General features: G+C 46.1%; 14 protein-coding genes and 1 pseudogene. All 15 read left to right on the forward strand.

Going from position 1 to position 16,270, the window contains the following annotated elements; genetic code table 11:
• Positions 1 to 484 precede the first annotated feature (484 nt).
• Entirely contained in the window at positions 485 to 2,464 is a 1,980-nt protein-coding gene (gene uvrB, locus KHB02_RS20145) for an excinuclease ABC subunit UvrB (protein WP_213144199.1), read from the forward strand.
• Positions 2,465 to 2,503: 39 nt separating this feature from the next.
• Positions 2,504 to 5,377, forward strand: coding sequence for an excinuclease ABC subunit UvrA (gene uvrA / locus KHB02_RS20150; protein ID WP_213144200.1), 2,874 nt, complete (start codon positions 2,504 to 2,506; stop codon positions 5,375 to 5,377).
• Between the two features lie 336 nt (positions 5,378 to 5,713).
• Positions 5,714 to 6,027 (forward strand): annotated as a pseudogene (locus tag KHB02_RS20155) (magnetosome magnetite crystal formation protein family).
• A 42-nt stretch (positions 6,028 to 6,069) separates the two neighbouring features.
• Positions 6,070 to 7,176 (forward strand): DUF4097 family beta strand repeat-containing protein, encoded by a 1,107-nt coding sequence (locus tag KHB02_RS20160; RefSeq protein ID WP_213144201.1) that lies wholly within the window; start codon positions 6,070 to 6,072, stop codon positions 7,174 to 7,176.
• Between the two features lie 68 nt (positions 7,177 to 7,244).
• Positions 7,245 to 7,613 carry a phage holin family protein gene (locus KHB02_RS20165; RefSeq protein ID WP_213144202.1) on the forward strand — a complete coding sequence of 123 codons (369 nt, stop codon included), beginning with the start codon at positions 7,245 to 7,247 and terminating at the stop codon, positions 7,611 to 7,613.
• Between the two features lie 168 nt (positions 7,614 to 7,781).
• Entirely contained in the window at positions 7,782 to 8,717 is a 936-nt protein-coding gene (gene hprK / locus KHB02_RS20170; protein ID WP_213144203.1) for an HPr(Ser) kinase/phosphatase, read from the forward strand.
• Positions 8,718 to 8,783: 66 nt separating this feature from the next.
• A complete protein-coding gene (lgt, locus tag KHB02_RS20175; RefSeq protein ID WP_213144204.1) occupies positions 8,784 to 9,599 on the forward strand; it encodes a prolipoprotein diacylglyceryl transferase in 816 nt (271 codons plus the stop codon).
• Between the two features lie 63 nt (positions 9,600 to 9,662).
• Positions 9,663 to 10,598: a nucleoside recognition domain-containing protein gene (locus tag KHB02_RS20180; RefSeq protein ID WP_213144205.1), complete on the forward strand. Its 936-nt coding sequence runs from the start codon at positions 9,663 to 9,665 to the stop codon at positions 10,596 to 10,598.
• The gene (gene ppaX / locus KHB02_RS20185) at positions 10,598 to 11,236 is read left to right on the forward strand and encodes a pyrophosphatase PpaX (RefSeq protein WP_213144206.1); all 639 of its coding nucleotides are present in this window, start codon (positions 10,598 to 10,600) and stop codon (positions 11,234 to 11,236) included. The genes KHB02_RS20180 and ppaX overlap by 1 nt, the downstream gene beginning before the upstream one ends.
• A 23-nt stretch (positions 11,237 to 11,259) precedes the next feature.
• Positions 11,260 to 11,793, forward strand: coding sequence for an acyltransferase (locus KHB02_RS20190; RefSeq protein WP_213144207.1), 534 nt, complete (start codon positions 11,260 to 11,262; stop codon positions 11,791 to 11,793).
• Positions 11,794 to 12,206: 413 nt separating this feature from the next.
• Positions 12,207 to 13,376 (forward strand): ATP phosphoribosyltransferase regulatory subunit, encoded by a 1,170-nt coding sequence (locus tag KHB02_RS20195; RefSeq protein WP_213144208.1) that lies wholly within the window; start codon positions 12,207 to 12,209, stop codon positions 13,374 to 13,376.
• Positions 13,373 to 14,002, forward strand: a complete 630-nt coding sequence (gene hisG, locus KHB02_RS20200) for an ATP phosphoribosyltransferase (protein WP_213144209.1) — start codon at positions 13,373 to 13,375, stop codon at positions 14,000 to 14,002. The genes KHB02_RS20195 and hisG overlap by 4 nt, the downstream gene beginning before the upstream one ends.
• 3 nt (positions 14,003 to 14,005) lie before the next feature.
• Positions 14,006 to 15,280: a histidinol dehydrogenase gene (gene hisD / locus KHB02_RS20205; RefSeq protein WP_213144210.1), complete on the forward strand. Its 1,275-nt coding sequence runs from the start codon at positions 14,006 to 14,008 to the stop codon at positions 15,278 to 15,280.
• Between the two features lie 12 nt (positions 15,281 to 15,292).
• Positions 15,293 to 15,880, forward strand: coding sequence for an imidazoleglycerol-phosphate dehydratase HisB (gene hisB, locus KHB02_RS20210; RefSeq protein ID WP_213117719.1), 588 nt, complete (start codon positions 15,293 to 15,295; stop codon positions 15,878 to 15,880).
• A gap of 61 nt (positions 15,881 to 15,941) precedes the next feature.
• The coding region (hisH, locus tag KHB02_RS20215) for an imidazole glycerol phosphate synthase subunit HisH (protein WP_241113987.1) at positions 15,942 to 16,270 on the forward strand (329 nt) is incomplete at its 3' end.

A 16,270-nucleotide genomic window follows, 5' to 3' on the forward strand; every position in this document is an offset into this window, starting at 1 on the left:
CAGGCTTTTTTTAGTTTAAAAGAGGTCCCATTTGACCCGAGAAGGGTTACTAGTGGGCACCCACGGTAAAAATAGAGGGCCTATTTTGCCCGGTAAGGGGTATTAGAGAATGTCCACGGTAAAAATAGAGCCCCTATATTGCCCGGTAAGGGGTCTTAGAGGGCACCCACGGTAAAAATAGAGACCCTATATTGCCCGGTAAGGGGTATTAGAGGATGCCCATGGTAAAAATAGAGGCCCTATATTGCCCGGTAAGGGGTACTAGAGGGTGCCCACGGTAAAAATAGACCTCTTATTTTTACCAGAAAGAGGATTTTCCATATACAAAGAGGGAAATACATAAAAAACGAATATTAGTTCGCATATTTCTGGTTTGATTTTGGGTAAATGTGTTAAAATGTTAATATGCAATTTAGGAGGATACACTTTCTAGCTGCCTCAAGGAAGTGTTAACGGTAGTTTTCTAAAAAGGGAGGGAAACCGTGTGAAGGACCAATTTGAGTTAGTTTCAAAGTATTCCCCACAAGGCGACCAGCCGGGTGCCATTAAAGAACTAGTCGAAGGCATCCGAAACGATAAGAAGTACCAGACGCTTCTTGGTGCAACAGGTACGGGGAAGACTTTTACCATTTCAAATGTGATAAAGGAAATTAATAAACCAACCCTTGTCATCGCCCACAATAAAACATTAGCCGGCCAGCTTTACAGCGAGTTCAAGGAGTTTTTTCCAAACAACGCAGTAGAGTATTTTGTCAGCTATTACGATTACTATCAGCCGGAAGCGTACGTTCCGCAGACAGATACGTTTATTGAAAAAGATGCCAGCATCAACGATGAGATTGATAAACTGCGGCACTCCGCGACTTCTTCTTTGTTCGAACGCAAGGACGTCATCATCATCGCCAGCGTATCCTGTATTTACGGCCTCGGTTCGCCGGAGGAATACCGGGAGATGGTGGTTTCCCTCCGCACTGGCATGGAAATTGAGCGTAATCAGCTGCTTCATCGTCTGGTTGATATCCAATATGAACGAAATGATATCGATTTTAAGCGCGGGACGTTCCGTGTACGTGGCGATGTGGTCGAGATTTTCCCGGTTTCCCGCGATGAGCACTGTATGCGGGTTGAATTTTTCGGGGATGAAATTGACAGGATCCGCGAGGTTGACGCCCTTACCGGTGAAATCATCGGTGAACGCGATCATGTGGCAATTTTTCCAGCATCTCACTTCGTTACCAGGGAAGAGAAGATGCGAATAGCCATCGAGAATATTGAAAAAGAGCTTGAAGAACGGCTTGCTATAATGAGAGAGAACAATAAGCTGCTGGAGGCACAGCGGCTGGAACAGCGCACCCGCTATGACTTAGAAATGATGCGCGAAATGGGCTTTTGTTCCGGAATCGAGAACTACTCGCGCCATCTGACCCTCAGACCGGCAGGCTCGACACCATATACATTAATAGATTATTTTCCAGAAGACTTCCTCATAGTGATTGACGAGTCGCATGTAACTTTGCCGCAAATCAGGGGAATGTTCAATGGCGACAAGGCGCGGAAGGAAGTTCTGGTGGAACATGGTTTCCGCCTTCCATCTGCGTTGGATAACCGGCCGCTCACGTTTGACGAGTTTGAAAAACATATCCACAACATTGTCTTCGTTTCAGCGACACCGGGACCTTATGAGCAAGAGCATACACCAGAAATGATAGAGCAAATCATTCGCCCAACTGGACTACTAGATCCAACCATCGATGTCCGTCCAATCCATGGGCAAATTGATGACCTGATTGGCGAAATTCAGGATCGCGTTAAACGAAACGAACGCGTTCTGGTCACAACTTTAACGAAAAAAATGTCCGAAGACTTAACGGATTATCTGAAGGAAATTGGCATCAAGGTCCAGTATTTGCACTCTGAGATCAAAACGCTTGAGCGGATTGAGATTATTCGTGAGCTTCGTCTTGGCAAATACGATGTTCTGGTCGGAATTAACCTGCTCCGGGAAGGTCTCGATATTCCAGAGGTTTCTTTGGTTACCATTCTTGATGCCGACAAGGAAGGCTTCCTCCGTTCGGAACGTTCCTTGATTCAGACGATTGGCCGGGCGGCCCGGAATGCAAACGGTCATGTCATCATGTATGCGGACCGAATGACCAATTCAATGGAATTGGCCATCAGCGAGACGAAGCGCCGCCGTGCTATACAAGAGGAGTACAATAAAAAGCATGGCATTACGCCTAAGACTATTCAGAAGGATATCCGTGATGTTATCCGCGCTACCCATGCGGCGGAAGAACAGGAAGATTACAAACCGACTGCAGCATTTGGCAAGATGACGAAGAAGGAACGAGACAAACTGATTGGCGATATGGAAAAAGAAATGAAGGCTGCCGCCAAAGCGCTTGATTTTGAGCGTGCCGCAGAGCTTCGTGATTTAATTTTGGAATTAAAGGCGGAAGGGTAACAAAACACCGCTTTTATAAACGGAAGGATGACGTAATGCATGGCAATGGAAAAATTAATTGTGAAAGGTGCCAGAACCCACAATTTAAAAAATGTCGATGTCACCATTCCGAGAGATAAGCTTGTTGTATTGACAGGACTTTCCGGGTCAGGAAAGTCCTCGCTCGCGTTTGATACGATTTATGCAGAAGGTCAGCGCCGCTATGTGGAATCACTCTCGGCCTACGCAAGGCAGTTTCTCGGACAAATGGATAAGCCTGATGTGGACATGATCGAAGGCTTGTCTCCGGCAATTTCAATCGACCAAAAAACAACTAGCCGGAATCCGCGCTCAACGGTCGGAACGGTGACCGAAATCTACGATTATTTAAGATTGTTATTTGCTAGAGTCGGACATCCAACCTGTCCGATTCACCATATTGAAATCTCCTCACAGACCATTGAGCAGATGGTCGACCGCGTTCTTGAATATCCGGAACGCACGAAAATGCAAATCCTCGCTCCTGTGATTTCAGGGCGTAAAGGACAGCATGTTAAGGTATTTGAAGACATTAAAAAGCAAGGCTTTGTCCGTGTCCGAGTTGATGGGGAAATGCTTGACCTGAGCGACGAAATTGAGCTTGACAAAAATAAAAAGCATTCGATTGAAGTGGTTGTTGACCGGATTGTCATTAAAGAAGGTATCGCCGCTCGTGCCGCCGACTCCATTGAAACCGCCTTGGGTCTTGGCGAAGGAAAGGTAATCGTTGATGTCATTGGCGAGGAAGAGCTTCTGTTCAGTGAAAACCACTCATGCCCTCAATGCGGTTTTTCGATTGGGGAACTGGAACCGCGGATGTTCTCATTTAACAGTCCGTTCGGAGCTTGCCCGCAATGTGATGGCTTGGGCTCAAAGCTTGAGGTTGATCTCGATTTGGTGATTCCAAATAAAGATTTGACCTTGAAGCAGCATGCCATTGCTCCATGGGAACCAACAAGCTCACAATATTACCCGCAGCTGCTGGAAGCAGTCTGCAATCATTATGGTATTGAAATGGATATTCCTGTAAAGGACCTTCCGGAACACCAGCTTGAAAAAATTCTTTATGGCTCAGGTTCGGAAAAAATTTACTTCCGCTACGAGAACGATTTTGGGCAGCTCCGCGAGGGCTATATCCAATTTGAAGGTGTCATTAGCAATGTCGAGCGCCGCTACAAGGAGACAAGCTCTGATTTCATCCGCGAGCAAATGGAAAAATACATGGGCCATCAGCCATGCCCAACCTGTAAAGGCTACCGTTTGAAGAAAGAAGCACTGGCTGTTTTAATCAACGGCCGTCATATCTCACAAATAACCGAACTTGCAATTGATGAAGCGAAGGCATTTTTCTCGAGCCTTCAGCTTTCCGAAAAAGAAGAGCAGATTTCCAGATTGATTTTACGAGAAATAGACGAGCGCATAGGCTTCCTGATCAATGTTGGCCTTGATTATCTGAATTTAAGCAGGCAGGCAGGAACCCTTTCAGGTGGAGAGGCTCAGCGGATTCGCTTAGCGACGCAAATTGGTTCCCGGCTGACAGGTGTGCTCTATATCCTGGATGAACCGTCTATCGGCCTTCACCAGCGCGACAATGACCGGTTAATTGGGACGCTGCAAAATATGCGTGATATCGGCAACACGCTGATTGTCGTTGAGCATGATGAAGATACGATGATGGCGGCGGATTACTTGATTGATATTGGTCCGGGTGCGGGGGTGCACGGAGGTGAAGTCGTTTCTGCTGGGACGCCGGCAGAGGTGATGGCCGACCCGAACTCGCTGACAGGCCAGTATTTGTCAGGGAAAAAGTTTATTCCACTGCCGCTTGAACGCCGTAAGCCAGATGGCCGCTATGTTGAAATCAAAGGGGCGGCCGAAAACAATTTAAAAAATGTCAACGTGAAGATTCCATTAGGGCAATTTATCGCCGTAACTGGCGTTTCCGGTTCCGGAAAAAGTACGCTAGTGAATGAAATCCTTCATAAGGCACTGGCACAGAAGCTTAATCGCGCAAAAACGAAGCCAGGCCAACACAAGAGTATTAAGGGTATAGAACATTTAGAAAAAGTCATTGATATCGACCAGTCACCAATCGGTCGGACGCCGCGCTCCAATCCGGCAACTTACACCGGCGTGTTTGATGACATTCGTGATGTGTATGCTGCCACAAACGAATCCAAAGTCCGCGGATACAAAAAGGGCCGCTTCAGCTTTAACGTAAAAGGCGGTCGCTGTGAAGCCTGCCGCGGTGACGGGATTATTAAAATCGAAATGCACTTTTTACCTGATGTGTATGTTCCTTGCGAGGTTTGTCACGGTAAACGCTACAACCGTGAAACGCTCGAGGTAAAATATAAAGGGAAAAATATTTCTGAAGTTCTCGATATGACTGTTGAGGACGCAGTGAAATTTTTCGAAAACATTCCAAAAATCAGCCGCAAGCTCCAGACGATTTATGATGTGGGACTAGGGTACATGACGCTTGGCCAGCCGGCAACGACGATGTCGGGAGGGGAAGCGCAGCGCGTCAAGCTTGCCTCCGAGCTGCACCGCCGCTCCAACGGCCGTTCGTTCTATATCTTGGATGAGCCGACAACCGGCCTCCATGTAGATGATATTTCACGTTTGCTTGTAGTGCTGCAGCGGCTAGTCGAGAATGGTGACACCGTATTGGTTATTGAGCATAACCTGGATGTTATCAAAACGGCCGATTATCTGATCGACCTTGGACCAGAAGGCGGCGACAAAGGCGGTACGATTGTCGCTACGGGAACCCCAGAAAAGGTTGCTGAAGTTCCAGAATCTTACACTGGAAAATACCTCAAGCCAATCCTTGAGCGCGACCGATTAAGAATGAAACAGGAAATTGAAGATAAAAGTGCCATCAATGCATAGATAAGGTCTAAGAAGAGCCGGAACCGCTTCTGAAGTGGGGCCGGCTCTTTTTTTGTTTGGAAAATCACTATTTAATGGGTGTTGTTAGCCTCGGAATTGGCGTTCGGCGGATAATAGCAGGAAATTGGCGGATATGATGCACAGTTCGGCGGATAATACCCAAAATTTTGGCGGATATAATCGGGAATTCAGCGGATAACTCCCAATATCTGGCGGATAATCCCGAGACCCCTATCCCATACTACCTTGAGCGGATTTATAAAAAGCAGCGACTTCAAAATTTCGAAACCTTTCCCGGCCCAATCCGTAAATAAAGGATAAGGGGTGGTGGTGAAAATGGAATCGAGAAAAGTTCTCTCAAGTCTGTGTTATTTCAGCATTTTTTTCGCAGGATTTCTTTTCCCGTGGTTGTTTATTTTGCATCGGGGGATGAGGTCACCAAGGGGCATGCAAAGAAGTCGTTACTGTCACACTTGCTGCCCGTCGTTTTGACTCCCTTGGCAGTGGTTGCTTTTATCATAGATATGGCCAATTTCCAAGACCAAATTCCGATAATATTTATTGTTAGCCTTATTGTCCTTGCGATCATATGGGTCGTTGTAATCATTTGGAACGTGATAAAAGGCGTAAAGGTCTTGATGGCTGAATAGGATTTTATGAGGAAAAATATTAAACCTTAGAGGGTGGAAACCATGAAAGAGGAACGTACGCGAATTTTAAAAATGGTCGAAGAGGGTAAGCTGTCAGTTGAGGAAGCCTTAACCTTGCTCGAAGAATTGGAGAAGGCTCAAGCTACGATGGAGCAAAAGCAGGCGCAAATCCTAAATGAGTTATCATCGGCCGTTCACTTTGAGGAGGCGAAAAAGGAAGATCCTGTTTTTGCTAAGTATCAATCGACAAAGGAAAAGATTTTTGAATTTGTCGATACTGCTTTGAAAAAAATAAAAGAGATTGATTTGGACCTGAATTTTGGCCATTCCTATGAAATTTCGCATATTTTTCACCATGGCAATGTAGAACTCAAGGACATGGATATTGACCTTGCGAATGGCTCTGTGAAACTAGTTGCTTGGGATCAGCCGGATGTTCGGGTGGAGTGTCAGGCAAAGGTTTATCGCGTTGACAATCAGGATCAGGCCCGCCAAAACTTTTTAAGGGATGTTACGTTTACAGTGGAGTCCGAAAAGCTGAGCTTTTTAACCCAGCAAAAATGGATGAAGGTGGATGCCGTGATGTTCGTGCCCAAAACGCAGTATGATAAGGTACGGGTGCGGATCTTTAATGGCTCCATTTCCGGCGGTGATATTAATGTAAATGATCTGCGTGTAAAAACTGCAAATGGGAAAATTAAGCTTGAACAGCTCTCAGGCACAAAAGCAGAGATAGAAACAGCGAACGGGAAAATCAAGGTCAAGAACAGCCGCTTTGATGAGCTCGAGGCCGAGACGATAAATGGTGCGATAAAGCTTGACGGTGATTTTAAAAAGGCGGAGGCCCAATCCTTTAATGGGCATGTCAGCGTGAACTTAAGTGGTGACCGTTGCGAATGGATTCATGCCAAAACAACTTCTGGCCCAATTGATTTGTATATTCCCGAGAGCCTGCCGGTAAATGGCGAGCTTAAGACCAATCTGGGCGGCTTTAATCTAAAGCTTGTCGGCGTGCAGATTTTAGAGGAAAAGAGTGAAATGATTCAAAAATCGCTTCGCTTCCAATCCGTCAACCACCCTGATAAAATGTTAAAAATATACGCGGACTCTAAATCGGGTTCGATTTCATTGCAAAAATCGTTTGAATAATTAGGGACTTTGCAAATATATTTTAATGAACAAGCTTTATTAATTTTTTGTAATAGGAGTTTGGTTACATGAGATGGCTGATAGGATGTTTGATCAATGCAGTATTGTTCATGGCGTTTGCCGGTTATTTTCACGATAGCTTATATCTGACAGGATTTTGGGCTGCACTGCAGGCCAGCATCCTTTTGTCCATCTTAAATATACTAGTACGTCCATTGCTGATCCTGTTCACTCTTCCGGTGACGGTCCTGACAATGGGGTTGTTCCTGTTCGTGATTAATGCGATGACGCTTGAGTTGACAGACTATTTAATGGGGGATGCATTCGAAATCTCCGGTTTTGGCATGGCCCTCTTTTTCTCCTTGCTCATGTCGCTCATCAATATTATCCTTCAAAAAACGATTATGGACTCAGACAGATCTTCAAGGAAAAAATAAACGAAATACCCGCCCCAAACTGGGGGCGGGTATTTTTGTATGGTGCCACGTTACACATTTAAACAACTAAAGTATGGTTTAGATGAAAAAAATGTTAAAATAGGAGCAAATTGATTTTTTGATGTAGTTTGTTTTGAAATGAGTGGAAATTTGAAGGAGGTAGCTTCCTTGCCTAAGGTCCGTACAAAAGATGTGTTAGAAAAATTTCAGCTTGAATTGATTTGCGGAGAAGAGGGTATTAATCGCCCGATTACGATGAGTGATATTTCCCGGCCTGGAATTGAAATGGCCGGTTACTTTGAATATTACCCGGCAGAACGCATTCAGCTTTTAGGAATGACAGAGTTATCTTTTTTCGAAGAGCTTCCTGAAAGAGATAAAGCTTCCAGAATGGAGCGGCTATGCACAGATATCACACCGGCTATTATTGTGACGAGAGGCTTGGAGGTTCCTCCTGTGTTAATTGAAGCAGCAGAGCGGGAATCTGTACCGGTTCTCAGAACCACTTTAAAGACGACCCGATTCTCAAGCCGTCTGACCAATTATTTGGAAAGTAAACTGGCGCCTACCACGGCTGTGCATGGGGTATTGGTGGACGTTTACGGCATTGGTGTGTTAATTACCGGAAAAAGCGGCGTCGGTAAGAGTGAAACAGCACTGGAGCTTGTTAAGCGCGGACACCGTCTCGTTGCCGATGACTGCGTGGAAATCCGTCAGGAGGACCAGGACACACTGGTTGGAACGTCACCGGAATTAATTGAGCATTTATTGGAGATCCGCGGCCTAGGCATCATCAACGTGATGACGCTGTTCGGTGCTGGGGCAGTCCGCAGCAACAAACGGATTACGCTTGTCATCAACCTGGAAATCTGGGATGCCAAGAAGCAATATGACCGCCTTGGCTTGGATGAAGAGAAAATGAAAATCATCGATACTGAGGTAACGAAGCTGACCGTACCGGTCCGTCCAGGACGGAACATTGCCGTCATCATTGAAGTGGCAGCCATGAACTACCGCCTTAAACGTATGGGTGTCAATGCCGCTCAGCAATTTACCGACCGCCTGTCCGACGTTATCGAAGATGTCGAGCATGAAGAGATGTAAAGGGAAGGAATTCGTGGCGGAACTAATGAACCACATGAACAGTTTTAATAGGAAGAGGAGAATTAGATGAACGAAAATATTCAGCCGCTAAACCCTATCGCCTTTTCGCTTGGTCCCATCCAGGTGCATTGGTATGGGATTATCATAGGCTCCGGCCTTGCTCTTGCCTTGTACCTGGCAATTCGTGAAGGAAACCGCCGCGGTCTGCCGAAGGATACGTTTGCCGATTTAATGCTTTGGGCGATTCCGATTGCCATCATTTCTGCCCGCATTTATTATGTTATTTTTGAATGGGGCTATTACAAAAACCACCTGGCAGACATTCCGCAAATTTGGAACGGTGGAATTGCTATTCACGGCGCCTTGATTGGTTCCGTCCTGACGGCATACATTTTTTCAAAAAAACGGGGGATTTCCTTTTGGAAAATTGCCGACATTGCTGCGCCGAGCATCATCCTCGGGCAGGCTATCGGCCGCTGGGGCAATTTCATGAACCAGGAAGCCCACGGCGGGGAGGTTACCCGCACCTTCCTTGAAAACCTGCATTTGCCGGAATTCATTATTAACCAAATGTACATTAACGGTGCTTATTATCATCCAACATTTTTATACGAATCGCTTTGGGACTTCGCCGGTTTTATTCTGTTAATGCTTCTTCGCCGCGTTAATTTCCGCCGCGGGGAATTGTTCTTAACGTATGTGATCTGGTACTCCATCGGCCGCTTCTTCGTCGAAGGTCTTCGTACAGATAGCCTAATGCTAGGCAGCCTGCGCATGGCACAAACCATTTCGATTGCGCTAATCGTTGGTGCGATTATCATTTTAATTTACCGCCGGAAAAAACAGCTGTCGGAAACAAGGTATTTGGAGCAGACAAACTAGGTTCTAAAAATTATTAGATAAAATGAAACCACATGTAAAAACATAAAAGGGAGTTTTGGGGAAATGCTGTTCAACTCGATTAAAAACGGACTCCTGTCTGGGTTAAAGACAACTTGGACATTGGGGAAAATCATTTTTCCAGTTACGCTGATCGTCGCCGTGCTGCAGTATACACCAGTATTGCCGTGGATCATCAAGCTGATTTCCCCGCTGATGAAGCTTTTGGGACTCTCTGGAGATGCCGCCATTCCGCTTGTTCTTGGCAATTTCCTGAACCTTTATGCGGCAATCGGAGCCATTTTGACACTCGATTTTTCCGTAAAAGAAGTGTTTATTTTAGCCGTTATGCTATCCTTTTCACACAACTTATTTATCGAATCCGGTGTTGCGATGAAGGCTGGCGTCAAGCTTTGGGTCGTCCTGACAACAAGGCTGGGATTGGCGATTGTTTCTGCTGCGGTGATTAATCTTGTCTGGCATGGCGGCAGCAACCCAGCCAAGTACGGCTTAATCGAAGCGCAAACAGGGCATCCATCAAGCCTCGGGGGAATTTTTTTACAAGCGATTGAAAAAGCGGGCCTCGGGATCCTGCAACTCGCGATGATTGTTATTCCGCTTATGGTGGTCATTCAGATTTTGAAGGATATTAACTGGTTGAAAAAGTTTTCGAAAACGATGGCTCCTGTTACCAAATCGCTTGGCATGCAGGAGAATACCTCCACGACCATGGCTGCAGGTCTCTTGTTCGGGCTGGCGTACGGTGCAGGCGTCATGATTCAAGCCGTTAAAGAGGACGGAGTCAGCCATAAAGACGTGACCTTGGCATTTACTTTTCTCGTCGCCTGTCATGCAGTTGTTGAGGATACATTAATTTTTGTACCGCTAGGCATCCCAGTTTGGCCGTTGTTCTTGATCAGGCTGGGGGTAGCGATTACCTTAACCTTAATCGTCGGCACCATTTGGCGGCGGTCAGGTCTACTAAGAAAGGAAGCGGCATAGTGAAAATTACTACAATCCTATTTGATTTAGATGGAACTTTGATTGATACAAATGAATTAATTATCTCATCGTATTTGCATACATTGGAAAAATTTTATCCCGGCAAGTATCAGCGCGAGCATGTTTTGCCGTTCATGGGTCCAACCCTTAGTGAGGCATTTAGCACCGTAGACCCCGAGCAGGTAGACGATATGATTGCTGAGTACCGGGCTTTTAATGTTGCAAACCATGACACCTTTGTGAAGGAATTCCCTGGTGTATTTGAAACAATTCAAGCTTTAAAGGAAAAGGGCTATAAGCTTGCGATTGTTACGACTAAACGTCTTGATGTGGCGATGATGGGGCTGCGCTTGACGAAGATGGAATCGTTCTTTGATACGGTCATTGCTTTGGATCATGTCACCAAGGTCAAACCTGATCCAGAACCAATTTTGAAAGCATTGGAACAGCTTGGTTCGTCCCCATCTGAAGCGATGATGGTTGGCGACAATCTCCACGATATTTTAGGCGGAAAAAATGCTGGGGTGTTGACGGCAGGTGTCGCTTGGTCGGCTAAAGGCCGCAATCACATTGCCGAGCAAAATCCAGATTACATCTTAGAGGAAATGCCGGATTTGTTAAAAATCCTTGATAAATAAAAAATCCTCGGAGAGTGAGAAGTATGAGGAAAACGGTCCGCTACCCTGTCAAGGGCGCGAACTCCCTTTGGCAGGTTTACAAAACGGTGTCTTTCTGGAAGGTTGCCAAAAATTTTATTATTATTCAATTGGCGCGCTATACACCTTTTATGAGTGTGAAAAACTGGCTGTATCGAACTTTTCTCGGCATGAAGGTAGGGGAAAAGACTTCGTTCGCGCTGATGGTTATGCCGGATATCATGTTTCCGGAAAAAATTAGCGTCGGCCGCAACACGGTCATCGGTTTTAATACGACGATCCTCGCCCATGAGTATTTGATAAAGGAATACCGCTTGGGTGATGTTATCATCGGAGACGAAGTGATGGTCGGCGCTAACTCGCTTATCATGCCCGGGGTGACGATTGGCGACGGGGCCATTGTCTCAGCGGGTACGATGGTACATAAGGATGTTCCTCCCGGCTATTTTGTCGGGGGCAACCCAATGCAGGTCATTTATACAAAAGAGCAGCAGGCCGAGCGCTGGGCCGATGATCCGATTTATGGGAAAAAAGAATAATTGAAATGGAAGTCTGGTCTGGGGTGTTTGACCAGGCTTTTTTTTGATAGTGGTTTTTGTGGTTTGGCGGATATTTATAGGGCTTCAGCGGATTTTCAGATAAAGTTCGCGGATACGTTTCCTAGTTTGGCGGATATTGGACTAGGTTTGGCGGATAACACTCTAAAATTGGCGGATAGTTGCCAGTCTGATCTTTTGAAAGCAACCTTTTTGGTGTATAAAATCCGGAATCAGGCGAATAATACATAAGATTTGGCGAATCAGCCAATACCCTCAGCCAGAAATCCCACAAAAAGTCTTTATATTCAATGTTTTTTCATTGACGAAAACCACGACAAGGTTTAAACTACATATAATTAACTTTAATTCTCTAATACATTAGCAGACTAAAGCGTTCGAAAAGGATGGGAAAGATGAGCCGCTTGTTTATGTTTGAAAAGCCTTTAGGGATGCGGGATACGCTCCCAGAATTATATGAAAAAAAGCATCAAGTACGTTCCTCAATTGCGGATACGATGAAGCTTTGGGGCTATCAATTTATTGAAACCCCGACTCTTGAATACTATGAAACCGTTGGTGCGGCCTCGGCGATTCTCGATGCACAGCTTTTTAAATTGCTCGATAAAGAGGGGCATACCCTCGTTTTACGGCCGGAAATGACAACTCCGATTGCACGCGTGGCGGCTTCCAAGTTATTAAATGAGGACCTGCCGGTTAGATTGGCGTACTCGGCAAATGTATACCGGGCCCAGCAGCGCGAGGGCGGCCGGCCCGCTGAATTTGAGCAGATTGGTGTCGAATACTTGAATGACAATACTGTCTCCTGCGACGGTGAGACGATCGCTTTATTAATTTCTTCTTTAAAAAAAGCAGGCTTGTCAGAATTTCAAGTCTCAATCGGACATGTCGGGTTTTCCCAGGAACTGTTCATGCAGATTCTTGGCACCAACGGCAGGGCGACAGCACTAAGGAAGTTTTTATATGAAAAAAATTATGTCGGCTATCGCGAAAGCGTACAGTCGTTCAACCTCTCTTCGATTGATAAACAAAGGCTATTGAAGCTGCTTCAGCTAAGGGGTGGCGAAGAGGTAATCGAATTTGCCTTGGACGTTATTGAAAATGACAAAGGCAAGCAGGCAATCACAGAATTACAAGAGCTGTGGGATGTCATTAAGGATTATGGTGTCGAAGAGCATGTGAAGTTTGATTTTTCAATCGTCAGTCATATGAGCTACTATTCTGGCATTTTATTTGAGGTTTATGCCGGGAATGTCGGCTTTCCGATTGGCAACGGCGGCCGCTACAGCTTACTTGAGAAGTTTGGAAAAAATGCAACTGCAACAGGGTTTGCGGTCCGGCTTGATATGCTGCTCGAGGCAATGGGAGGCGGCCAAACGGAAACTACTGGGCATTGCATTTTGTTCAGTCAGGAACGGCGGAAGGAAGCCTTCGAACTTGCTCGGAAACTGCATGAGGAAGGAACCAGAACAGTGCTTCAGGATATTACAGGCGTTAAAGACATAGATGCTTTTACTAAAAAATTCGCCGATACGACCTTTTTAATCGGAGGTGGACAGCGATGAACAATGTATTGACAATTGCCATGCCAAAGGGCCGAATTTTTGAAGAAGCGGCGGAATTGCTTAGGAAAGCAGGCTATAAACTTCCGCCGGAATTTGATGATTCCCGTAAACTCATCATCGATGTTGCCGAGGAAAACCTGCGCTTCATTCTGGCAAAGCCGATGGACGTGGCGACCTATGTTGAGCATGGTGTAGCAGATGTCGGAATTGCTGGCAAAGACGTTTTGCTCGAGGAAGAGCGTGATGTCTATGAGCTCCTTGATTTAAAAATCAGCTATTGCTATTTGGCAGTTGCAGGGCTTCCTGATACTAAAATGAACGATGTGGCACCAAGAGTGGCGACGAAATATCCAAACGTTGCAGAGGCCTATTTCCGCGAGCAGGGGGAACAAGTCGAAATCATTAAATTGAATGGCTCCATCGAACTCGCCCCGATCATCGGGTTATCTGACAGAATTGTTGACATTGTCTCTACCGGCCGGACCCTAAAGGAAAACGGGCTTGTGGAATACGAAAAAATTGTTGATATTACGTCAAGACTCGTTGTAAATCCAGTCAGCTACAGAATTAAAGATGCACAAATTGACGACCTAGTCGCACGTCTTCATGAAGTTGTGGGGGGTTAATAAATGAAAATACAAAGAGTGCAGGATCTAATTTCGATAAAAAGATCAATTGAAGCAGGGACCTCCGAGCAGCAGGCGGTTGTCAAAGGAATCATCGCCGATGTCCGCAGCCGTGGGGACGAGGCATTAAGTGAATATACAGAGAAATTCGACCGTGTAAAGTTATCTTCTTTTTCCGTAACAGAAGAGGAAATTGAAGAAGCCTACGGGAAGGTTGATGAGCAATTTATTTCCATCGTTCGTGAGGCAGCGGAAAATATCCGTACATACCACGAAAAACAGCTTCGTCCTTCCTGGATGACGACGGAGGAAAATGGCACAATTCTTGGTCAAAAAATTACCCCGCTTGATTCAGTCGGCGTATATGTGCCGGGCGGAACGGCGGCTTACCCTTCATCGGTGCTGATGAACGTGGTTCCAGCAAAGGTTGCCGGTGTGAAAAGGATTGTCATGGTTTCCCCGCCGGATGCGGATGGGAAACTTCCTGCAGCGGTACTTGTTGCCGCAAAGGAAGCAGGTGTAGTAGAAATTTACAAAGCTGGCGGAGCCCAAGCCGTGGCGGCGTTAGCGTACGGTACGGAAACCATTCAAGCCGTAGATAAAATCACCGGTCCGGGAAATATTTACGTTGCGCTTGCTAAACGCGAAGTATTCGGCGATGTCGACATCGATATGATTGCCGGTCCAAGTGAGATTGCTATTTTAGCAGACGAAACAGCCAGGGCAGACGAGGTGGCAGCTGACCTGTTATCCCAGGCGGAGCACGACCCGCGGGCCTGCAGTGTATTGGTAACACCGTCATTGGAGCTGGCCGAAGCGGTTGCAACAGAGGTTGAAAAGCAGCTTGCTGTGCTGCCACGAAGAGAAATTGCCGCCCAATCAATTGCGGATTATGGAGCTATCTATGTAACGGAAAATATCGATGAGGCGGTTGAAACGGTTAACCAGCTAGCGCCAGAACACCTTGAAGTGATGACAGCAAACGCAATGGAGCTGTTGGGGAAAATTCGTCATGCCGGAGCCATTTTTATCGGACGATACAGTTCTGAACCAGTTGGCGACTACTTTGCCGGACCGAATCATGTGCTTCCGACAAATGGAACGGCACGCTTTTCGAGCCCGCTCAACGTGGATGATTTTCAAAAGAAATCCAGTGTCATCATATATAGTGAAAAAGCATTAAAGGCTAATGGCGCAAAAATTGCTTCATTTGCCAGGATGGAAGGGCTTGAGGCCCACGCTCGCGCCGTTGAGGCGAGATTAAAAAACGATAACTAGTGGGGTGAGCTCGTGGAACGAGTTGCAAGAGTGGATAGAAAAACAAATGAAACGAATATAAAGCTGACGTTTGATGTGGATGGCGAAGGAAGTTCCAACCTGGAAACAGGGGTACCATTCTTAAGCCACATGCTCGATTTGTTTACAAAACACGGACAATTTAATTTAACAGTGGATGCAAATGGTGATATTGAAGTCGATGACCATCACACTACGGAGGATATCGGCATTTGTCTGGGGCAAGCGCTTCGTGAAGCCCTTGGTGACAAACGTGGTATCAAACGTTATGGCAATGCTTTTGTTCCGATGGATGAAGCATTGGCGCAGGTAGTGGTCGATCTTAGCAATCGCCCGCATTTGGAAATGCGTGCGGAGTTCCCTGGCCAGAAGGTAGGAACCTTCGATACCGAATTGGTTCATGAGTTTCTCTGGAAGCTAGCCCTGGAGGCCCGGATGAATCTCCATGTAATCGTCCATTATGGAAAAAATACACACCACATGATTGAGGCTGTTTTTAAAGCACTTGGCCGGGCACTCGATGAAGCCACAACCATCGACCCGCGCATCAAAGGTGTTCCATCTACAAAAGGAATGCTGTAGATACTAGAAAATTCGGGGAGTAACAGGCACCGCGTGCCACTGCACCAGAAAGGATGTTTATATGATCGGTATTGTAGATTATGGCATGGGGAATTTATTTAGTGTCAGCAAGGCGCTGGAACGTCTGGGTGCAGAATATTTCATTTCAGCCAATCATAGTGAATTGCTTGAGGCTGATGCGCTGATTTTGCCTGGGGTTGGTGCCTTTCGTGATGCGATGGAGCGTCTGCCTGCAGATACAATCAAGGAATTTGCTGCCACCGGAAAACCGCTTCTTGGTATTTGCCTTGGCATGCAGCTTTTGTTTGAAAACAGTGAGGAAAATGGTTTTACGGAAGGTCTTGGTCTCTTGCCGGGCAGTGTCCGCCGTTTCCCTGGCCGCTCCGAGAA

The sequence above is a fragment of the Neobacillus citreus genome (assembly GCF_018343545.2).
Classification (GTDB): Bacteria; Bacillota; Bacilli; order Bacillales; family Cytobacillaceae; genus Neobacillus; species Neobacillus citreus.